The sequence below is a fragment of the Enterobacter sp. DSM 30060 genome (genome assembly GCF_013375955.1).
Lineage (GTDB): Bacteria > Pseudomonadota > Gammaproteobacteria > Enterobacterales > Enterobacteriaceae > Enterobacter > Enterobacter intestinihominis.
This window is the reverse complement of record NZ_CP056118.1, coordinates 192482-213142: the sequence shown is the minus strand read 5'-3', so window position 1 is coordinate 213142 and position 20661 is coordinate 192482. Positions and strand designations below refer to the sequence as shown.

Annotated in this window: 17 protein-coding genes; 15 read left to right on the top strand and 2 right to left on the bottom strand. The window is 55.3% G+C overall.

Annotated elements, in window-relative coordinates:
• Positions 1-9: 9 nt before the first annotated feature.
• Together HWQ15_RS00890 and HWQ15_RS00885 are read left to right on the top strand one after the other, a co-directional pair.
• The gene (locus HWQ15_RS00890; protein WP_023300628.1) at positions 10-669 is read left to right on the top strand and encodes a sugar phosphatase; all 660 of its coding nucleotides are present in this window, start codon (positions 10-12) and stop codon (positions 667-669) included.
• A gap of 75 nt (positions 670-744) precedes the next feature.
• Entirely contained in the window at positions 745-2577 is a 1833-nt protein-coding gene (locus HWQ15_RS00885; RefSeq protein WP_022648833.1) for an SLC13 family permease, read from the top strand.
• A gap of 82 nt (positions 2578-2659) precedes the next feature.
• On the opposite strand, the gene yfbR is transcribed toward HWQ15_RS00885, so the two are convergent.
• A complete protein-coding gene (gene yfbR / locus HWQ15_RS00880; protein WP_022648832.1) occupies positions 2660-3259 on the bottom strand; it encodes a 5'-deoxynucleotidase in 600 nt (199 codons plus the stop codon).
• A gap of 117 nt (positions 3260-3376) precedes the next feature.
• A complete protein-coding gene (gene alaA / locus HWQ15_RS00875) occupies positions 3377-4591 on the bottom strand; it encodes an alanine transaminase AlaA (RefSeq protein WP_022648831.1) in 1215 nt (404 codons plus the stop codon).
• A 936-nt stretch (positions 4592-5527) separates the two neighbouring features.
• Here alaA and lrhA point away from each other — a divergent pair.
• From lrhA to nuoM, 13 genes are all read left to right on the top strand, one after another.
• Positions 5528-6466 (top strand): transcriptional regulator LrhA, encoded by a 939-nt coding sequence (gene lrhA / locus HWQ15_RS00870; protein ID WP_063149101.1) that lies wholly within the window; start codon positions 5528-5530, stop codon positions 6464-6466.
• A gap of 631 nt (positions 6467-7097) precedes the next feature.
• Positions 7098-7538, top strand: coding sequence for an NADH-quinone oxidoreductase subunit NuoA (gene nuoA, locus HWQ15_RS00865; protein WP_003861475.1), 441 nt, complete (start codon positions 7098-7100; stop codon positions 7536-7538).
• Positions 7539-7553: 15 nt separating this feature from the next.
• Positions 7554-8228, top strand: a complete 675-nt coding sequence (nuoB, locus tag HWQ15_RS00860) for an NADH-quinone oxidoreductase subunit NuoB (protein ID WP_003861482.1) — start codon at positions 7554-7556, stop codon at positions 8226-8228.
• 89 nt (positions 8229-8317) lie between these two features.
• Entirely contained in the window at positions 8318-10120 is a 1803-nt protein-coding gene (gene nuoC, locus HWQ15_RS00855; protein WP_003861484.1) for an NADH-quinone oxidoreductase subunit C/D, read from the top strand.
• A 2-nt stretch (positions 10121-10122) separates the two neighbouring features.
• Complete coding sequence (gene nuoE / locus HWQ15_RS00850; protein WP_006176513.1) at positions 10123-10623, top strand: NADH-quinone oxidoreductase subunit NuoE; 501 nt, start codon at positions 10123-10125, stop codon at positions 10621-10623.
• Entirely contained in the window at positions 10620-11957 is a 1338-nt protein-coding gene (gene nuoF / locus HWQ15_RS00845) for an NADH-quinone oxidoreductase subunit NuoF (protein WP_006811381.1), read from the top strand. The genes nuoE and nuoF overlap by 4 nt, the downstream gene beginning before the upstream one ends.
• Before the next feature lie 54 nt (positions 11958-12011).
• The gene (nuoG, locus tag HWQ15_RS00840; protein WP_058677681.1) at positions 12012-14735 is read left to right on the top strand and encodes an NADH-quinone oxidoreductase subunit NuoG; all 2724 of its coding nucleotides are present in this window, start codon (positions 12012-12014) and stop codon (positions 14733-14735) included.
• On the top strand, positions 14732-15709 hold the full coding sequence (gene nuoH, locus HWQ15_RS00835) for an NADH-quinone oxidoreductase subunit NuoH (protein ID WP_022648828.1): 978 nt from the start codon (positions 14732-14734) through the stop codon (positions 15707-15709). Before nuoG ends, nuoH begins: the two co-directional genes overlap by 4 nt.
• Before the next feature lie 14 nt (positions 15710-15723).
• A complete protein-coding gene (gene nuoI, locus HWQ15_RS00830) occupies positions 15724-16266 on the top strand; it encodes an NADH-quinone oxidoreductase subunit NuoI (protein ID WP_003861491.1) in 543 nt (180 codons plus the stop codon).
• 10 nt (positions 16267-16276) lie between these two features.
• A complete protein-coding gene (nuoJ, locus tag HWQ15_RS00825) occupies positions 16277-16831 on the top strand; it encodes an NADH-quinone oxidoreductase subunit J (protein ID WP_006176507.1) in 555 nt (184 codons plus the stop codon).
• Entirely contained in the window at positions 16828-17130 is a 303-nt protein-coding gene (gene nuoK / locus HWQ15_RS00820) for an NADH-quinone oxidoreductase subunit NuoK (protein WP_006176506.1), read from the top strand. Before nuoJ ends, nuoK begins: the two co-directional genes overlap by 4 nt.
• Positions 17127-18968, top strand: a complete 1842-nt coding sequence (gene nuoL, locus HWQ15_RS00815; protein ID WP_022648827.1) for an NADH-quinone oxidoreductase subunit L — start codon at positions 17127-17129, stop codon at positions 18966-18968. Before nuoK ends, nuoL begins: the two co-directional genes overlap by 4 nt.
• Before the next feature lie 160 nt (positions 18969-19128).
• The gene (nuoM, locus tag HWQ15_RS00810; RefSeq protein WP_023300624.1) at positions 19129-20658 is read left to right on the top strand and encodes an NADH-quinone oxidoreductase subunit M; all 1530 of its coding nucleotides are present in this window, start codon (positions 19129-19131) and stop codon (positions 20656-20658) included.
• Positions 20659-20661 lie beyond the last annotated feature (3 nt).

Below are 20661 nucleotides of genomic sequence, written 5' to 3'. Positions count from 1 at the left end.
GAGGTGCGTGTGCAGTGTAAAGGTTTTCTGTTTGATCTGGACGGTACGCTGGTGGATTCGCTGCCGGTAGTGGAGCGTTCCTGGTGTCATTGGGCCGACAGGCACGGCATCGACCATCAGGATGTACTGAATTTCATCCATGGCAAACAGGCCATTACCTCATTGCGGCACTTCCTGGCGGGACGTTCTGAGGAAGAGATTCAGGCGGAGTTCAAATATCTGGAGCAGATTGAAGCTACCGACACTGAGGGCATCACCGCGCTGCCCGGTGCGCGCGAATTGCTTGAGCATCTGAATGAAGCGCAGATCCCGTGGGCTATCGTCACCTCCGGCTCGGTTCCTGTCGCGCATGCCCGCCATAAGGCGGCCGGTTTACCGACGCCGGACGTCTTCATTACCGCTGAGCGCGTAAAGCGCGGCAAGCCCGAACCGGATGCGTTTCTGCTCGGCGCTGAACTGCTCGGCCTTGCGCCAGCGGAGTGCGTGGTGGTGGAAGACGCGGCGGCAGGCGTGCTGGCCGGGCTGAACGCCGGAAGCCACGTCATTGCCGTTAACGTCCCGGCGGGGTCCCCCCGGCTGGAGGAGGCGGATTTTGTGCTTAATACTCTGACCGCCATCGACGTCTCGAAGGCATCAGACGGCGTTGTAACCGTCTCGCTAAAAATGTAATCCCATGATATAGCCCCGCATTACCGGGGCTTTTTTATGGCAGAATTGCTTCTCCTCCACTGACAAGGACATGTTGTGAACGGTGAACTGATTTGGGTCCTGAGCCTGCTGTTAATCGCCATCATTCTTTTTGCCACGGGCAAGGTGCGCATGGATGCCGTCGCCCTGTTTGTGATTGTCGCGTTCGTTCTGAGCGGTACCCTTTCCCTGCCGGAAGCCTTTTCCGGGTTTAGCGATCCCAACGTTATTTTGATTGCCGCCCTGTTTATTATTGGCGACGGGCTGGTACGCACCGGCGTGGCGACAATGATGGGGTCGTGGCTGGTTAAAGTGGCGGGCAGCAGCGAAACCAAAATGCTGATTTACCTGATGCTGACGGTCGCCGGACTGGGTGCGTTTATGAGCTCGACGGGGGTCGTGGCCATCTTTATTCCGGTTGTGCTGAGCGTCTGCATGAGGATGCAGATCTCCCCGTCGCGGCTGATGATGCCGTTGAGCTTTGCCGGGCTCATCAGCGGCATGATGACGCTGGTCGCGACGCCGCCGAACCTCGTCGTAAACAGCGAACTGATCCGTGAGGGGCTTGAGGGGTTTAGCTTTTTCAGCGTCACGCCGATCGGGCTGGTTGTACTGGTGATGGGCATTATCTATATGCTGTTGACCCGTTTCGCGCTGAAAGGGGAGAAGCAGGACAAAGCCAAAGAGGGCTGGAAGCGGCGAACTTTTCGCGATTTGATCAAAGAGTACCGTCTGACCGGGCGCGCCCGTCGGCTGGCTATCCGCCCCGGTTCGCCGATGATAGGCCAGCGGCTGGACGACCTTAAGCTACGCGAACGCTATGGCGCGAACGTCATCGGGGTTGAGCGCTGGCGTCGTTTTCGTCGGGTAATCGTTAACGTGAATGGGGTGTCAGAGTTTCGCGCGCGTGACGTCCTGCTGATTGATATGTCCACCGCGGACGTGGATCTGCGAGAGTTTTGTAGCGAGCAGCTGCTGGAGCCGATGGTGCTGCGCGGCGAGTACTTCTCCGACCGGGCGCTGGATGTGGGAATGGCCGAGGTGTCGCTGATCCCGGAATCGGAGTTATTGGGCAAAACCGTGCGCGAAATCGGCTTTCGTACCCGCTATGGCCTCAACGTGGTGGGCCTGAAGCGCGATGGCGTAGCCCTTGAAGGGGCGGTGGTGGATGAGCCGATCCTGCTGGGGGATATCTTCCTCGTGGTCGGCAACTGGAAACTGATTAGCCAGCTCGGGCAGAAAGGCCGCGATTTTGTGGTGCTGAATATGCCGATTGAAGAGAGCGACGCGTCACCGGCGCACAGCCAGGCGCCCCATGCGATTTTTTGCCTGGTGTTGATGGTCGCGTTGATGCTGACGGACGAGATCCCTAACCCGGTGGCGGCGATAATCGCCTGTCTGTTAATGGGCAAATTCCGCTGTATCGACGCCGAAAGCGCTTACAAAGCGATTCACTGGCCAAGCATCATTCTCATCGTTGGGATGATGCCCTTCGCCCTGGCGCTACAGAAAACCGGCGGGGTGGATTTGATCGTAAAAGGCTTAATGGACGCGGGCGGGGGATATGGTCCGTACCTGATGATGGTTTGCCTGTTCGTCATGTGCGCCACCATTGGTTTGTTCATCTCCAATACCGCAACGGCGGTGCTGATGGCGCCTATTGCGCTGGCGATGGCAAAATCGATGGGCGTTTCGCCCTATCCGTTTGCGATGGTGGTAGCGATGGCGGCGTCCGCGGCATTTATGACGCCGGTATCTTCCCCGGTCAATACCCTGGTGCTGGGGCCGGGAAACTATCGATTCAGCGATTTTGTAAAGTTGGGCGTGCCGTTCACCGTGCTGGTGATGCTGGTATGCGTGGTGCTGATTCCGGTGTTATTCCCGTTCTGAGAACATCGCCGGGTGGCGGCTACGCCTTACCCGGCCTACGTGATTCGTAGGCCCTGCAAGCGCAGCGCCGCTGGGCGAAAAACTACAGCGGTGAATCCTGACTGATCTCATCCAGCGACAAATGGAAGCTCGGCACAAACACCTGCATAAAGTAATCCATCTCTTCGCTACGGCGGGAGTCGAGCGTTTTCTCCAGGCGCGTTTTCGCCAGCAGGAACTCGTTATTCCCCGCGGATAACTCTTCCAGACATTTCAGGTAGGCGCACAGCGCATCGGCCTGCTTAACCAGGGATTTCTCCTCTTCCGTATACTGATGCTCGTCGATCAGCGGCCCGAAGATATCACGCAGCTCATCAGGCACCATATCGATCAGCTTCTGCTGGGCAATCTTCTCAATGGCCTTATATTCCTGGGCAATCTGCGAGTTGAAATATTTCACCGGCGTAGGCAGATCCCCGGTCAGCACTTCCGATGCATCGTGGTACAACGCCAGCAGGGCGATACGTTCGGCATTAACCTGCCCGTTGAATTTGCGGTTTTTAATCGCGGCCAGCGCATGAGCGACCATGGCAACCTGCAAACTGTGCTCAGACACATTTTCAGTGCGCACGTTGCGCATCAGCGGCCAGCGGTTGATGAGTTTCAGGCGGGAGAGGTGGGCAAAGAAATGACTCTGACTCATAGGTTACCTTATGTCTTCACTGCGACGGACTTCATTGTGCGGGGAGGGGAGGGAAGATGCAAATTTGCAGATGTTACAGGCCGGGTAAGCGCAGCGCCACCCGGCGGAAAGTCAGCGTTACTGATGGTACCCCGAGAGGAATCGCCCGAAGCGGCTGATGGCCATTTCGAGATCGTCTTCGCGCGGCAGGGTTACAATACGCACGTGATCCGGCCACGGCCAGTTAAACGCCGTCCCCTGAACCAGCAGCACTTTTTCCTGCAACAGGAAGTCGAGCACCATTTTCTGGTCGTCGTGAATATTGAAGCGCTTCGCGTCGATTTTCGGGAACATATACAGCGCGCCGTTAGGCTTCACGCAGGAGACGCCCGGAATATCATTAATTAATTCCCATGCACGGTTGCGCTGTTCATAGAGGCGGCCGCCTGGAACGATAAACTCGCTGATGCTTTGATAGCCCCCGAGTGCTGTCTGGATCGCATGTTGCGCCGGTACGTTGGCGCACAGACGCATGGATGCCAGCATCTCCAGCCCTTCAATGTAGCCTTTCGCATGTTTTTTCGGACCGTTCAGTACCATCCAGCCCTGACGGAAACCTGCAACGCGGTAAGTTTTAGACAGTCCGTTAAAGGTGACCGTCAGCAGATCGGGCGCCAGCGCGGCGATAGAGTGGTGCTGCGCCGCGTCGTACAGGATCTTGTCGTAAATCTCGTCGGCAAAGATGATCAGGTTGTGCAGGCGGGCGATCTCGACGATCTCCATCAGCAGCTCTTTTGAATAGACCGCGCCCGTCGGGTTATTCGGGTTAATGATCACGATTCCCCGGGTGCGCGGTGTTATTTTGGCGCGAATGTCATCCAGATCCGGGAACCAGTCCGACGATTCATCGCAAAGATAGTGCACCGCTTTACCGCTGGAGAGTGATACCGCAGCCGTCCACAGCGGATAGTCTGGAGCGGGAACCAGCATTTCATCGCCGCTGTTCAGGAGCGCCTGCATCGCCTGAACGATCAGCTCCGAGACACCGTTGCCAATGTAGATATCTTCAACGGTGACGTCGCGCATACCGCGAGCCTGATAATGCTGCATAATGGCTTTACGGGCGGAGTAGAGCCCTTTTGAATCGCAGTAGCCTTGTGCAGTGGGCAGGTTACGGATCACATCCACCAGGATCTCATCCGGCGCTTCAAAACCAAATGGCGCGGGGTTGCCGATGTTGAGTTTCAGGACCTTATTGCCTTCCTCTTCAAGGCGTTTTGCCTCTTTGAGTACCGGGCCACGGATGTCGTAACAGACGTTGTCGAGCTTGCTGGATTTTTCGATAGGGGACATGAACCTTTAACCTTTTCGCTATTATTGCAACTTCCTGCCGTGGAAGCAGCACGGAACAATGTACTCCCACCGCGCTTCGTTTTGAAGGGCGCACAGAAGAAGATTTTGTCCAACCAGGCAGCACTGCTGTGATTGCTTAATCTAATGATGGAGTGATTTTGCGCCTGAAATTACCGTGAAAACGCTTATTGTTGGGTTTTTTATGCTGAAAGTTTCACATAAATATTAATATTATTCTGATTTAAATAAAAAGACGATCCGGGCTGAAGCGTTAGTCCCCCTGAGTGACCATTCGTAAAACCTGAATGCTGAGATACAGTTTGCTCTATTAGCAAAGCCAGGTTAAAAGTTACTCATGTGAAATTAATGTTAAGTGTTATTAATGAATGGCCTGAATCTAAATTAAACTTTATTTATTATTAACGACGAAAATGCAACTTTCGTTAATTTTAATAAAAAGAGTGTAGTTGCTTATCATTGGCGTTAAATCCGTTATATTGCAATAAGACTTATAAATATAGTGGATTTGGGTTAAGATGTGTTTTGGGAATGCAGCGTAGCGATAGGCTTGTTACGTATATCAGCTTCTGCCTTCCTGTATTAATCGATTGTTATTGTTAAAGTAATCTCTGGCTGATTGGGTAAGTCACATCTTGCTACGCTGGCAACGCTGCGATATAGATGGCAGAAAACATGTCTTACTCTTAATGGAATTTACATCTACCTTCAGATAACGAAATATCCTGAACGCAAGAGAATAAAAATAACGTCATGAAACGTGATTTCTGACTGTTGATATACCAAAGTACAATAACTATCTGTCAGGCAGTCTGCCGGGCCGGGACGCGAGGGAAACTCTTCAGAAGGAATTGCTTAACTGTTACACACAGCTTCAACCCGGGCAGCTCCGCACGAGCAACCTGAAAGTGAAAAGATATGATAAATGCAAATCGTCCGATAATGAATCTCGACCTCGATCTGCTGAGAACGTTTGTTGCGGTCGCCGATCTCAACACTTTTGCAGCAGCTGCTGCCGCCGTTTGCCGTACCCAGTCCGCCGTGAGTCAGCAAATGCAGCGGCTGGAACAACTGGTTGGTAAAGAGCTTTTTGCGCGTCATGGACGTAATAAGCTTTTAACAGAACATGGTATTCAGCTTCTGGGTTATGCCAGAAAGATACTGCGCTTTAATGATGAAGCCTGTATGTCATTAATGTTTAGCAACCTTCAAGGAGTGTTAACATTAGGGGCGTCAGATGAATCAGCAGATACCATTTTGCCCTTCCTTCTCAACCGAATTAGCTCGGTTTATCCGAAGCTTGCCCTGGACGTTAGCGTTAAACGCAATGCCTTCATGGTTGAGATGCTGAAAGAAAACGAGGTTGACCTGGTGGTCACCACGCATCGACCTGGCCAGTATGACTGCCTGACGCTGCGTACTTCTCCTACGCACTGGTACTGTGCCGCGGAGTACGTATTGCAAAAAGGTGAGCCAATACCCCTGGTCCTGCTGGACGATCCTAGTCCGTTCCGCGATATGGTGCTGACTGCGCTCAACGAAGCCAGTATTCCGTGGCGCCTGGCGTACGTTGCGTCAACGTTGCCTGCGGTACGAGCGGCAGTGAAGGCCGGACTTGGCGTAACAGCCCGTCCGGTGGAGATGATGAGCCCCGATCTGCGTGTGCTGGGTCAATCTGAGGGACTCCCGGCGTTGCCGGATACGGAGTACCTGCTGTGCCATAATGCCGCCAGCAACAACGAGCTAGCGAAAGTGGTATTCGAGGCAATGGAAAACTACCACAATCCATGGCAGTACGCGCCTGTTACTCCGGAAGGAGGGGATGACTCCCTGATTGTGGAAAGGGATTTTGAGTGATCATTCCCCCAAAATTCTCGTAACAAAATGTAAGTGCAAAAAAGAGCCACTCGCATGATTTTTTCCTGCGAGTGGTTTTTTTTGCTATTCATAACCGCGAACGGAGCAGGGTTAAAGCAAATACCGCTTATTTATCAATGCAGAAAATGCTTTTGGTTAAGTTATAAACGATACCTCTTCTAACTTGCCTAATACCCCGCCGATGTTAAAAAAACAGGAAATATGTTGCTGTTTTTTTGATTGAATTAACAAAAGCGTGTCTCAGATCAAGAAAATACTCCCATTTGGGGGGAGGAATCGTTGGCAAATCCTGTCAAAATAGGAGGGTTATTTTTTTTACTTCCAAAACGGACACGATTCAACAAGATGCATTTGACGTAAAGTCATGTACCCACCAGGGTTAAAGGGCACCAAATGTTAATGAGAATCGCACGTTGTAATTTAATGTGAAGAAACCTTTGTTAAAGTTGACAAAAGGTTATAGAAAGGAGTAAAAAACCCCATCATTTTGCTGTCTATGTCTCATTTCTGACAGTTAGTGTAAGGTTATTTTGTTCCTCCCCATGAATCGATGTGATGCCCATCTGCCAGCAAGAGCAGTGTCGTCGGTATCACTTTTGATGAGTAAGCAATGAGTATGTCAACATCCACAGAAGTCATCGCTCATCACTGGGCATTCGCAATCTTTCTTATTGTAGCCATTGGCCTGTGCTGCCTGATGTTAGTCGGCGGCTGGTTCCTGGGCGGTCGCGCCCGCGCAAGGCACAAGAACACACCTTTCGAATCAGGTATTGATTCAGTAGGTACCGCTCGCTTACGCCTGTCTGCCAAGTTCTACCTGGTAGCCATGTTCTTCGTCATTTTCGACGTGGAAGCGCTTTACCTCTTCGCGTGGTCTACCTCCATTCGCGAAAGTGGTTGGGTGGGCTTTGTCGAGGCCGCAATTTTCATTTTAGTGTTACTGGCCGGTCTGGTTTATCTGGTGCGTATTGGCGCGCTGGACTGGACACCTGTGCGTTCACGCCGTGAACACATCAACCCGGAAAACAGTATCTCTAATCGTCAGCAGTAACAGCGAGGCAATAAGATGGATTATACGCTCACCCGCATAGATCCTAACGGTGAGAATGACCGTTACCCCCTGCAAAAACAGGAGATCGTAACCGACCCCCTGGAGCAAGAAGTCAACAAAAGCGTGTACATGGGCAAACTCGAACATGCCATGCACGATATGGTCAACTGGGGTCGTAAGAACTCCATCTGGCCATACAACTTTGGCCTTTCTTGCTGCTACGTTGAAATGGTGACGTCATTCACTGCGGTGCATGACGTTGCGCGTTTTGGGGCCGAGGTACTGCGTGCTTCTCCACGTCAGGCTGACCTGATGGTGGTGGCCGGGACCTGCTTTACCAAGATGGCACCGGTTATTCAGCGTCTTTATGACCAGATGCTGGAGCCAAAATGGGTAATCTCCATGGGCGCATGTGCAAACTCCGGCGGTATGTACGACATTTATTCCGTTGTGCAGGGCGTTGATAAGTTCATTCCGGTGGATGTGTACATCCCGGGCTGCCCGCCGCGTCCAGAGGCCTATATGCAGGCGCTGATGCTGCTGCAGGAGTCAATCGGTAAAGAACGCCGTCCGCTCTCCTGGGTTGTTGGCGATCAAGGTGTCTATCGCGCGAACATGCAGTCTGAGCGCGAGCGTAAACGTGGTGAACGTATTGCCGTCACCAACCTGCGTACGCCTGACGAAATTTAATTTGCGCCTGTGGGCCTGGAGAACACCTTTGCATATCACTACTCAAATAGCGCGAAGCCAGGCTTAACAGTCACCACGGACCATTTGCAATGGTGAACAATATGACCGACTTAACCGCGCAAGAAGCCGCCTGGCAGACCCGGGATCATCTCGATGATCCCGTCATTGGCGAACTGCGCAACCGTTTTGGGCCGGATGCCTTTACTGTTCAGGCCACCCGCACCGGGGTACCCGTTGTTTGGGTGAAGCGTGAGCAATTACTGGAAGTTGTCGATTTCCTCAAGAAATTGCCAAAACCTTACGTCATGCTGTTTGACTTACACGGCATGGACGAACGTCTGAGAACGCACCGCCAGGGTCTCCCTGCTGCGGATTTTTCCGTTTTCTACCACCTGATCTCAATAGACCGCAACACGGATATCATGCTCAAGGTGGCATTGTCTGAAAACGACATGCATCTGCCGACGATCACCAAACTTTTCCCGAACGCTAACTGGTACGAGCGTGAAACCTGGGAAATGTTCGGCATGACCTTCGACGGCCACCCGCATCTGACGCGCATCATGATGCCGCAGACCTGGACCGGCCACCCGCTGCGTAAAGACTACCCGGCACGCGCCACCGAATTCGACCCGTTTGAGCTGACCAAAGCCAAGCAGGATCTGGAGATGGAAGCGCTGACCTTCAAGCCGGAAGACTGGGGCATGAAGCGCGGCACCGAAAACGAGGACTTCATGTTCCTTAACCTCGGTCCAAACCACCCGTCTGCGCACGGTGCATTCCGTATTATTCTTCAGCTTGACGGCGAAGAGATTGTCGACTGCGTGCCTGACATTGGCTACCACCACCGTGGTGCTGAGAAGATGGGCGAGCGTCAGTCCTGGCACAGCTACATTCCGTATACCGACCGTATCGAATACCTCGGCGGCTGCGTAAACGAGATGCCATACGTGCTGGCCGTTGAGAAACTGGCAGGCATCACCGTCCCGGATCGCGTTAACGTGATTCGCGTGATGCTGTCTGAACTGTTCCGTATTAACAGCCACCTGCTGTACATCTCCACGTTCATTCAGGACGTTGGTGCGATGACGCCGGTCTTCTTCGCCTTTACCGACCGTCAGAAAATCTACGATCTGGTGGAAGCGATTACCGGTTTCCGTATGCACCCGGCCTGGTTCCGCATCGGCGGCGTGGCGCACGATCTGCCGCGCGGCTGGGACCGCCTGCTGCGTGAATTCCTCGACTGGATGCCGAAACGTCTGGCGTCTTACGAGAAAGCCGCGCTGCGTAACTCCATCCTGAAAGGCCGCTCCCAGGGCGTTGCTGCCTACGGCGCGAAAGAGGCGCTGGAGTGGGGAACCACAGGTGCTGGCCTGCGCGCAACCGGTATTGATTTCGACGTGCGTAAAGCCCGTCCTTACTCTGGCTACGAGAACTTCGACTTTGAAGTCCCGGTTGGCGGCGGCGTTTCCGACTGCTACACCCGCGTGATGCTGAAAGTGGAAGAGCTGCGCCAGAGCCTGCGCATCCTTGAGCAGTGCCTCAACAACATGCCGGAAGGCCCGTTCAAGGCGGATCACCCGCTGACGACGCCGCCACCGAAAGAGCGCACGCTGCAACATATCGAGACCCTGATCACCCACTTCCTGCAAGTTTCCTGGGGCCCGGTCATGCCGGCACAGGAATCCTTCCAGATGATTGAAGCGACGAAGGGTATCAACAGCTACTACCTCACCAGCGACGGCAGCACCATGAGCTACCGTACCCGCGTGCGTACGCCAAGCTTTGCGCACCTGCAGCAGATCCCGGCCGCCATTCGCGGCAGTCTGGTCTCCGACCTGATTGTGTATCTGGGTAGTATCGATTTTGTTATGTCAGATGTGGACCGCTAATTATGCACGAGAATCAACAACCACAAACCGAGGCTTTTGAGCTGAGTGAAGCAGAGCGTGCCGCCATTGAGCACGAGATGCACCACTACGAAGACCCGCGTGCGGCGTCCATTGAAGCGCTGAAAATCGTACAGAAACAGCGTGGTTGGGTGCCGGATGGGGCGATCTATGAGATCGCAAAAGTGCTGGGCATTCCGGCAAGTGACGTAGAAGGCGTAGCCACGTTCTACAGCCAGATCTTCCGTCAGCCGGTCGGCCGCCATGTGATCCGCTACTGTGACAGCGTTGTCTGCCACATTACCGGTTATCAGGGCATTCAGGCTGCGATTGAGAAGAAACTTAATATTAAGCCGGGCCAGACCACGTTCGACGGACGCTTTACCCTGCTGCCAACCTGCTGCCTGGGTAACTGCGACAAGGGACCGACCATGATGATTGATGAGGACACTCACAGCCATCTGACGCCGGAAGCGATTCCTGACCTGCTGGAGCAGTACAAATGAAAACTGTAATTCGTACTGCTGAGACGCATCCGCTGACCTGGCGTCTGCGCGATGACAAACAGCCGGTCTGGCTCGACGAATATCAGAGCAAAAACGGCTATGCCGGTGCGCGTAAAGCCCTCGGCGGCATGGCGCCAGACGACATTGTTAATGCGGTAAAAGATTCTGGCCTGAAAGGGCGCGGCGGTGCGGGCTTCTCCACCGGTCTGAAGTGGAGCCTGATGCCGAAAGATGAATCCATGAACATCCGTTACCTGCTGTGTAACGCCGATGAAATGGAGCCGGGTACCTATAAAGACCGCCTGCTGATGGAACAGCTGCCGCACCTGCTGGTGGAAGGCATGCTGATCTCAGCGTTCGCGTTGAAAGCGTACCGTGGCTACATCTTCCTGCGCGGTGAATACATCGAAGCGGCTGAAAACCTGCGTCGCGCGATTGCCGAAGCCACTGAAGCCGGACTGCTGGGTAAAAACATCCTGGGCACCGGGTTTGACTTCGAGCTGTTCGTGCACACCGGTGCCGGGCGTTATATCTGCGGTGAAGAAACCGCGCTGATTAACTCCCTGGAAGGCCGCCGCGCGAACCCGCGCTCCAAGCCACCGTTCCCGGCAAGCTCCGGCGTGTGGGGTAAACCGACCTGTGTAAACAACGTCGAAACCCTGTGTAACGTTCCGGCTATCCTTGCGAACGGCGTGGAGTGGTATCAGGGCATCTCATCAAGTAAAGATGCCGGTACCAAGCTGATGGGCTTCTCCGGTCGCGTGAAGAATCCTGGCGTCTGGGAGCTGCCGTTCGGCACCACCGCACGTGAAATTCTTGAAGACTACGCCGGCGGCATGCGCGATGGCCTGAAATTCAAAGCCTGGCAGCCGGGTGGGGCAGGGACAGACTTCTTAACCGAAGCCCACCTTGACCTGCCAATGGAGTTCGAAAGCATTGGTAAAGCAGGCAGCCGTCTGGGTACCGCGCTGGCGATGGCCGTCGACCACGAGATCGGCATGGTATCCCTGGTGCGTAACCTGGAAGAGTTCTTCGCCCGCGAGTCCTGCGGCTGGTGTACACCATGCCGTGACGGTCTGCCGTGGAGCGTGAAGATCCTGCGCGCTATCGAACGTGGCGAAGGCCAGCCTGGCGATATCGAGACACTTGAGCAACTGTGTCGATTCTTAGGGCCAGGTAAAACCTTCTGTGCCCACGCACCGGGTGCCGTCGAGCCGCTGCAGAGCGCGATTAAATATTTCCGCGACGAATTCGAAGCAGGCATCAAGCAGCCGTTCAGCAATACCCATTCTATCAATGGTATTCAGCCGAACCTGCTGAAAGCACGCTGGTAAAAACAGAATTTTGATTAACGCTCGGTTTCGGCCGAGCCAACTGGAAGCATGCTAATGGCTACGATTCATGTAGACGGCAAAGAATACGAAGTCAACGGGGCGGACAACCTGCTGGAAGCTTGTCTGTCTCTTGGCCTCGATATTCCGTACTTTTGCTGGCATCCGGCGCTGGGCAGCGTCGGTGCTTGCCGCCAGTGTGCGGTGAAGCAATATCAAAACGCGGAAGACACGCGTGGTCGACTGGTGATGTCCTGTATGACGCCAGCCACCGAAGGCACTTTTATTTCGATTGATGACGAAGAAGCCAAACAGTTCCGCGAAAGCGTAGTGGAGTGGTTGATGACCAACCACCCACACGACTGTCCGGTGTGTGAGGAGGGTGGTAACTGCCACCTTCAGGATATGACCGTCATGACTGGTCACAGCTTCCGTCGCTATCGCTTTACCAAGCGTACCCACCGAAATCAGGATCTGGGGCCGTTCATCTCTCACGAAATGAACCGCTGCATCGCCTGCTACCGCTGCGTGCGTTACTACAAAGATTATGCAGACGGTCAGGATCTGGGCGTGTATGGCGCGCATGACAACGTTTACTTCGGTCGTCCGGAAGACGGTACGCTTGAAAGCGAATTCTCCGGTAACCTGGTAGAAATCTGCCCGACCGGCGTGTTCACGGATAAAACCCACTCCGAGCGTTACAACCGTAAATGGGACATGCAGTTTGCGCCAAGCATCTGCCAGCAGTGCTCCCTCGGCTGTAACACCAGCCCGGGTGAACGTTACGGTGAACTGCGTCGTATCGAAAACCGTTACAACGGTACCGTTAACCACTACTTCCTCTGCGATCGCGGTCGTTTTGGCTATGGCTATGTGAACCTGAAAGACCGTCCGCGTCAGCCGGTTCAGCGCCGTGGCGACGACGTCATTACCCTCAACGCTGAACAGGCGATGCAGGGCGCGGCAGATATTCTGCGCCAGTCGAAGAAAGTGATCGGCATCGGCTCCCCGCGCGCCAGCATCGAAAGCAACTTCGCGCTGCGCGAGCTGGTTGGGGCGGAAAACTTCTATACCGGTATCGCCCATGGCGAGCAGGAACGTCTGCAACTGGTGCTGAAAGTGCTGCGTGAAGGCGGTGTACACACGCCTGCGCTGCGCGAAATCGAATCCTATGATGCGGTTCTGGTGCTCGGGGAAGACCTGACGCAGACCGGCGCACGCGCGGCTCTGGCGGTTCGTCAGGCGGTGAAGGGTAAAGCACGTGAAATGGCAGCGGCGCAGAAAGTGGCTGACTGGCAGATTGCGGCGATCCTCAACATCGGCCAGCGCGCGAAGCATCCTCTGTTTGTGACTAACGTCGACAACACCCGTCTGGACGATATCGCCGCGTGGACCTACTGCGCACCGGTTGAAGATCAGGCGCGCCTCGGCTTTGCCATTGCCCACGCGCTGGACAGCAACTCGCCGGCCGTTGAACTGGATCGCGACCTGCAGAACAAGGTCGACGTGATTGTTCAGGCGCTGGCGGGGGCGAAGAAACCACTGATCATTTCCGGTACCAACGCCGGTAGCGCTGAAATCATTCAGGCCGCAGCGAACGTTGCCAAAGCCCTGAAGGGCCGTGGCGCTGACGTCGGTGTGACCATGATTGCCCGTGCGGTGAACAGCATCGGACTGGGCATGATTGGCGGCGGCTCGCTGGAAGAAGCGTTAAGCGAACTGGAATCCGGTTCTGCTGATGCGGTGGTAGTGCTGGAAAATGACCTGCATCGCCACGCTTCGGCCGCTCGCGTTGACGCCGCGCTCTCCAAAGCACCGCTGGTGATGGTTATCGACCATCAGCGCACCGCGATCATGGACAAAGCACACCTGGTGCTCTCTGCTGCAAGCTTCGCAGAAAGCGACGGGACGGTGATCAACAACGAAGGCCGCGCACAGCGCTTCTTCCAGGTTTATGACCCGGCCTACTACGACAGCAACACCGTGATGCTGGAAAGCTGGCGCTGGCTGCACTCTCTGCACAGCACCGTGCAGAGTCGTGAAGTGGACTGGACGCAGCTCGACCACGTAATCGACGCGGTTGTTGAGAAACTGCCTCAGCTGGCGGGCATTAAAGACGCCGCGCCTGACGCAAGCTTCCGTATTCGCGGCCAGAAACTGGCGCGTGAGCCGCACCGCTACAGCGGTCGTACTGCGATGCGTGCCAACATCAGCGTGCACGAACCGCGTCAGCCGCAGGATAAAGACACCATGTTCGCCTTCTCGATGGAAGGGAACAACCAGCCGTCTGCGCCGCGTTCGCAAATCCCGTTTGCATGGGCACCGGGCTGGAACTCCCCACAGGCATGGAACAAATTCCAGGCTGAAGTGGGTGGTCATCTGCGCCACGGCGATCCGGGCGTGCGTCTGATTGAAGCCTCCGAAACCGGTCTGGACTTCTTCTCTACCGTTCCGGAACGTTTCCAGGCTCAGGAAGGCCACTGGCGTATTGCGCCGTACTACCATCTGTTCGGTAGCGACGAAATGTCCCAGCGTTCTCCGGTATTCCAGCAGCGTATGCCGCAGCCGTACATCAAGCTCAACCCGGCGGATGCCGCGAAGCTTGGCGTTAACGCGGGTGCGAACATTGCCTTTAGCTACGACGGCCAGACAATCAGCCTGCCGCTGATTATTTCTGAAAGCCTGTCAGCAGGGCAGGTGGGTCTGCCGATGGGTATGCCTGGCATCGCGCCGGTCCTGGCGGGTGCGCATCTTGATAACCTTCAGGAGGCAAAAGCATGAGTTGGTTAACGCCGGATCTTATCGACATCCTGCTGAGCATTCTGAAAGCGGTCGTCATTCTGCTGGTGGTCGTCACCTGCGGCGCGTTCATGAGCTTTGGTGAACGTCGTCTGCTCGGTCTGTTCCAGAACCGTTACGGACCGAACCGCGTGGGCTGGGGTGGTTCACTCCAGCTGGTGGCGGACATGATCAAGATGTTCTTTAAAGAGGACTGGGTTCCGCGCTTCTCGGACCGCGTGATCTTTACGCTGGCGCCGATGATCGCCTTTACCTCGCTGCTGCTGGCGTTTGCTATCGTTCCCGTCAGCCCGACCTGGGTGGTGGCTGACCTGAACATCGGCATTCTGTTCTTCCTGATGATGGCAGGCCTCGCGGTGTACGCGGTGCTGTTCGCAGGCTGGTCCAGTAACAACAAATACTCGCTGCTGGGTGCGATGCGTGCTTCCGCGCAGACGCTGAGCTACGAAGTGTTCCTGGGGCTTTCCCTGATGGGCGTGGTGGCGCAGGCCGGTTCATTCAACATGACCGACATCGTCAACAACCAGGCCGACATCTGGAACGTTATCCCGCAGTTCTTTGGTTTTGTGACCTTTGCTATCGCGGGCGTGGCGGTGTGTCACCGTCACCCGTTTGACCAGCCAGAAGCCGAACAGGAACTGGCCGACGGTTACCACATTGAATATTCCGGTATGAAATTCGGTCTGTTCTTCGTGGGCGAGTACATCGGTATCGTCACCATTTCCGCGTTGATGGTAACGCTGTTCTTTGGTGGCTGGCATGGCCCGTTCTTACCGCCGTTCATCTGGTTCGCGCTGAAAACCGCGTTCTTCATGATGATGTTCATTTTGATTCGTGCGTCCTTACCGCGTCCGCGTTATGACCAGGTAATGTCCTTCGGCTGGAAAGTGTGCCTGCCGCTGACGCTCGTCAACTTGTTGGTAACGGCGGCTGTCATTCTCTGGCAGCAGCCATAAGGGGCTTTGAGATCATGACCTTAAAAGAATTACTCGTAGGCTTTGGCACCCAGGTACGCAGTATCTGGATGATCGGCCTGCACGCGTTTGCCAAACGCGAAACCCGGATGTATCCGGAAGAGCCGGTATATCTGCCGCCGCGCTACCGTGGCCGTATCGTGCTGACGCGCGACCCGGACGGTTCCGAGCGCTGCGTAGCCTGTAACCTGTGTGCGGTAGCGTGTCCGGTAGGCTGTATCTCTCTGCAGAAAGCCGAGACGGTAGACGGCCGCTGGTACCCTGAGTTCTTCCGCATCAACTTCTCACGCTGCATTTTCTGCGGTCTGTGTGAAGAAGCGTGCCCAACCACGGCGATTCAGCTGACTCCAGACTTCGAGCTGGGTGAGTACAAGCGTCAGGACCTGGTGTACGAGAAAGAGGATCTGCTGATTTCCGGTCCGGGCAAATACCCGGAATATAACTTCTACCGGATGGCGGGTATGGCAATCGACGGCAAAGATAAGGGCGAAGCAGAGAACGAAGCTAAGCCTATCGACGTCAAGAGCCTGTTACCGTAAGGAGAGGGCAATGGAATTCGCTTTTTATATCTGTGGCCTTATCGCCATCCTGGCTACGCTGCGAGTGATCACGCACACCAATCCGGTGCATGCGTTGCTGTATTTAATCATTTCGCTGCTGGCTATTTCCGGGGTGTTCTTTGCGCTGGGCGCGCATTTTGCCGGTGCGCTGGAAATTATCGTCTACGCGGGTGCCATTATGGTGCTGTTCGTGTTCGTGGTGATGATGCTCAACCTGGGCGGCTCTGAAATTGAGCAGGAACGTCAATGGTTAAAACCGCAGGTGTGGATTGGCCCGGCAATTTTGTCGGCCATCATGCTGGTGGTGATTGTTTACGCTATTCTGGGCGTTAACGACCAGGGCATTGACGGCACGCCAATCAGCGCCAAGGCTGTTGGTATTGCGCTGTTTGGTCCGTACGTTCTGGCGGTTGAACTGGCCTCTATGCTGCTGCTGGCGGGCCTGGTTGTTGCCTTCCACGTCGGTCGCGAAGAACGTGTTGGTGAGGTGCTGAGCAACCGCACTGATGACCGTGCGAAAAGAAAAACGGAGGAGCGCGCATGATCCCCTTAACACATGGACTGATCCTCGCTGCGATTTTGTTCGTTCTGGGCTTAACCGGTCTGGTTATCCGCCGCAATCTGCTGTTTATGCTGATCGGTCTGGAAATCATGATCAACGCTTCCGCGCTGGCCTTTGTGGTCGCTGGTAGCTACTGGGGCCAGGCCGACGGTCAGGTGATGTACATTCTCGCCATCAGCCTCGCGGCTGCCGAAGCGAGTATTGGCCTGGCGCTGTTGCTGCAGCTCCATCGTCGCCGCCAGAACCTGAACATCGATTCAGTAAGTGAGTTGCGTGGATGAACATGCTTGCCTTAACCATTATTTTTCCGCTGATTGGCTTCGTGCTGCTGGCATTTTCTCGCGGCCGCTGGTCTGAGAATCTGTCTGCCACCGTGGGCATTGGCTCAATCGGTCTGGCTGCGCTGGTGACAGCGTATGCGGGTATCGATTTCTTTAACAATGGACGTCAGGCCTACAGCGTGCCGCTGTGGAACTGGATGTCGGTCGGTAACTTCAACATCGGTTTCAACCTGGTGCTGGATGGTCTGTCTCTGACCATGCTCTCCGTGGTCACCGGCGTGGGCTTCCTGATCCACATGTTCGCCTCCTGGTATATGCGCGGTGAAGAGGGATACTCCCGCTTCTTCGCCTACACCAACCTGTTTATCGCCAGCATGGTGGTTCTGGTGCTGGCCGATAACCTGCTGCTGATGTATCTGGGCTGGGAAGGCGTGGGTCTGTGCTCTTACCTGCTGATCGGTTTCTACTACACCGATCCGAAGAATGGCGCAGCGGCCATGAAAGCGTTCGTCGTGACCCGTGTGGGTGACGTCTTCCTCGCTTTCGCGCTGTTCATTCTCTACAACGAACTGGGCACGCTGAACTTCCGCGAAATGGTGGAACTGGCGCCAGCGCACTTCGAAGCAGGCAACAACATGCTGTGGTGGGCAACGCTGATGCTGCTGGGTGGTGCTGTGGGTAAATCCGCACAGCTGCCGTTGCAGACATGGCTTGCCGACGCGATGGCGGGTCCAACCCCTGTCTCCGCGCTGATCCACGCCGCGACCATGGTCACCGCCGGTGTCTACCTGATTGCGCGTACCCATGGCCTGTTCCTGATGACCCCGGAAATTCTGCATCTGGTGGGTATCGTCGGTGCGGTTACGCTGGTGCTGGCAGGCTTTGCCGCACTGGTGCAGACCGACATCAAACGCGTTCTCGCGTACTCCACCATGAGCCAGATTGGTTACATGTTCCTGGCGCTGGGCGTTCAGGCGTGGGACGCAGCCATTTTCCACCTGATGACGCACGCGTTCTTTAAAGCGCTGCTGTTCCTCTCATCCGGTTCGGTGATCCTGGCCTGCCACCACGAGCAGAATATCTTCAAAATGGGCGGACTGCGTAAGTCCATCCCGCTCGTCTATGTCTGCTTCCTGGTAGGCGGCGCGGCGCTGGCGGCACTGCCGCTGATTACCGCAGGCTTCTTCAGTAAGGATGAAATCCTGGCGGGCGCCATGGCGAATGGTCATATCAATCTGATGGTTGCGGGTCTGGTCGGTGCGTTTATGACCTCCCTGTACACCTTCCGTATGATTTTCATCGTCTTCCACGGTAAAGAACAAATTCACGCTCACGCAGGGAAGGGGATTACCCACCACCTGCCGCTGATTGTGCTGCTGGTACTCTCCACCTTCGTTGGCGCGATGATTGTGCCACCGTTGCAGGGCGTACTGCCGGCAACAACCGAGCTTGAGCACGGTCGCGTTCTGACGCTTGAAATCACCTCGGGCGTTGTGGCTATCGCGGGCATCCTGATTGCCGCATGGCTGTGGCTGGGCAAACGCACGCTGGTGACTGCCGTTGCCAACAGCGCGCCGGGCCGTCTGCTGGGCACCTGGTGGTACAACGCATGGGGCTTCGACTGGCTGTACGACATGATCTTCGTGAAGCCGTTCCTGGGCATTGCGTGGCTGTTGAAGCGCGATCCGCTGAACAGCCTGATGAATATCCCGGCGATCCTCTCTCGCTTTGCAGGTAAAGGCCTGCTGTACAGCGAGAACGGCTATCTGCGCTGGTATGTGGCATCCATGAGCATCGGTGCGGTTGTCGTGCTGGCGCTGCTGATGGTGTTGCGATAGTGGTTTTTGCCCGGTGGCGCTGCGCTTACCGGGCCTACGAGACCGTAGGTCGGGTAAGCGTGAGCGTCACCCGACACCACAAACCGCACTAACACGTGAATTTTGTCGAATTCGTTGAAAATCGGTCCCTGAGGGACTTTAACAAGGAATAAAAATCGCCATGTTATTACCCTGGCTAATATTAATTCCCTTCATCGGCGGCTTCCTGTGCTGGCAGACTGAACGCTTTGGCGTGAAGATGCCGCGCTGGATCGCGCTGATCACCATGGGATTGACGCTCGCGCTTGGCCTGCAACTGTGGTTGCAGGGTGGCTACTCATTGACCCAGTCTGCGGGCCTTCCGCAGTGGCAGTCTGAGTTCATTCTGCCGTGGATCCCACGTTTCGGTATCACGATCCACCTTGCGATTGACGGTCTGTCGCTGCTGATGGTCGTGCTGACCGGTCTGCTCGGCGTTCTGGCGGTACTCTGCTCCTGGCGAGAAATCGAAAAATACCAGGGCTTCTTCCACCTGAACCTGATGTGGATCCTGGGCGGCGTTATCGGCGTGTTCCTGGCCATCGACATGTTCCTGTTCTTCTTCTTCTGGGAGATGATGCTGGTGCCGATGTACTTCCTGATCGCGCTGTGGGGCCACAAGGCATCCGACGGTAAAACGCGTATCACGGCGGCCACCAAGTTCTTCATCTACACCCAGGCGAGTGGTCTGGTGATGTTGATTGCCATCCTGGCGCTGGTGTTTGTGCATTACAACGCCACCGGCGTCTGGACCTTCAACTATGAAGATCTGCTGAAGACCCCGATGTCCCACGGCGTGGAATACCTGCTGATGCTCGGCTTCTTCATCGCCTTCGCGGTGAAAATGCCGGTGGTTCCGCTGCACGGCTGGCTGCCGGACGCCCACTCTCAGGCGCCAACGGCGGGTTCCGTTGACCTGGCGGGTATCTTGCTGAAAACGGCGGCCTACGGTCTGCTGCGTTTCTCCCTGCCGCTGTTCCCGAACGCCTCCGCAGAGTTTGCGCCGATTGCCATGTGGCTTGGCGTGATCGGTATCTTCTACGGTGCATGGATGGCCTTCACGCAGTACGACATCAAACGTCTGATTGCTTACACCTCCGTTTCCCACATGGGCTTCGTACTGATTGCCATCTACACCGGTAGCCAGCTGGCGTACCAGGGCGCGGTGATCCAGATGATTGCGCACGGTCTGTCCGCTGCCGGTCTCTTCATCCTGTGTGGTCAGCTGTACGAACGTCTGCATACCCGCGACATGCGTATGATGGGCGGCCTGTGGGGCAAAATGAAATGGCTGCCTGCACTCTCCATGTTCTTCGCGGTTGCCACCCTGGGTATGCCAGGTACCGGTAACTTCGTTGGCGAATTTATGATTCTGTTCGGCAGCTTCAAAGTGGTTCCGATGATTACCGTCATCTCCACCTTTGGTCTGGTGTTCGCCTCCGTGTACTCGCTGGCGATGCTGCACCGCGCCTACTTCGGTAAAGCGAAGAGCGAAATTGCTGCTAAAGAACTGCCGGGGATGTCGCTGCGTGAGCTGTCCATCATCCTGCTGCTGGTCGTACTGCTGGTGCTGCTGGGCTTCTATCCGCAGCCGATTCTGGATACCTCGCACTCCGCGATGGGTAACATCCAGCAGTGGTTTGTTAATTCTGCTTCTACTACAAGGCCGTAATTC

Excerpts from the sequence above, each read along its gene's own strand:
- nuoK (WP_006176506.1), top strand. The coding sequence starts at position 16,828 with ATGATCCCCTTAACACATGGACTGATCCTCGCTGCGATTTTGTTCGTT.
- alaA (WP_022648831.1), bottom strand. The coding sequence starts at position 4,591 with ATGTCCCCTATCGAAAAATCCAGCAAGCTCGACAACGTCTGTTACGAC.
- nuoC (WP_003861484.1), top strand. The coding sequence starts at position 8,318 with ATGGTGAACAATATGACCGACTTAACCGCGCAAGAAGCCGCCTGGCAG.
- nuoA (WP_003861475.1), top strand. The coding sequence starts at position 7,098 with ATGAGTATGTCAACATCCACAGAAGTCATCGCTCATCACTGGGCATTC.
- nuoE (WP_006176513.1), top strand. The coding sequence starts at position 10,123 with ATGCACGAGAATCAACAACCACAAACCGAGGCTTTTGAGCTGAGTGAA.
- nuoF (WP_006811381.1), top strand. The coding sequence starts at position 10,620 with ATGAAAACTGTAATTCGTACTGCTGAGACGCATCCGCTGACCTGGCGT.
- yfbR (WP_022648832.1), bottom strand. The coding sequence starts at position 3,259 with ATGAGTCAGAGTCATTTCTTTGCCCACCTCTCCCGCCTGAAACTCATC.
- nuoB (WP_003861482.1), top strand. The coding sequence starts at position 7,554 with ATGGATTATACGCTCACCCGCATAGATCCTAACGGTGAGAATGACCGT.
- nuoM (WP_023300624.1), top strand. The coding sequence starts at position 19,129 with ATGTTATTACCCTGGCTAATATTAATTCCCTTCATCGGCGGCTTCCTG.
- lrhA (WP_063149101.1), top strand. The coding sequence starts at position 5,528 with ATGATAAATGCAAATCGTCCGATAATGAATCTCGACCTCGATCTGCTG.
- nuoJ (WP_006176507.1), top strand. The coding sequence starts at position 16,277 with ATGGAATTCGCTTTTTATATCTGTGGCCTTATCGCCATCCTGGCTACG.
- nuoL (WP_022648827.1), top strand. The coding sequence starts at position 17,127 with ATGAACATGCTTGCCTTAACCATTATTTTTCCGCTGATTGGCTTCGTG.
- nuoH (WP_022648828.1), top strand. The coding sequence starts at position 14,732 with ATGAGTTGGTTAACGCCGGATCTTATCGACATCCTGCTGAGCATTCTG.
- nuoI (WP_003861491.1), top strand. The coding sequence starts at position 15,724 with ATGACCTTAAAAGAATTACTCGTAGGCTTTGGCACCCAGGTACGCAGT.
- nuoG (WP_058677681.1), top strand. The coding sequence starts at position 12,012 with ATGGCTACGATTCATGTAGACGGCAAAGAATACGAAGTCAACGGGGCG.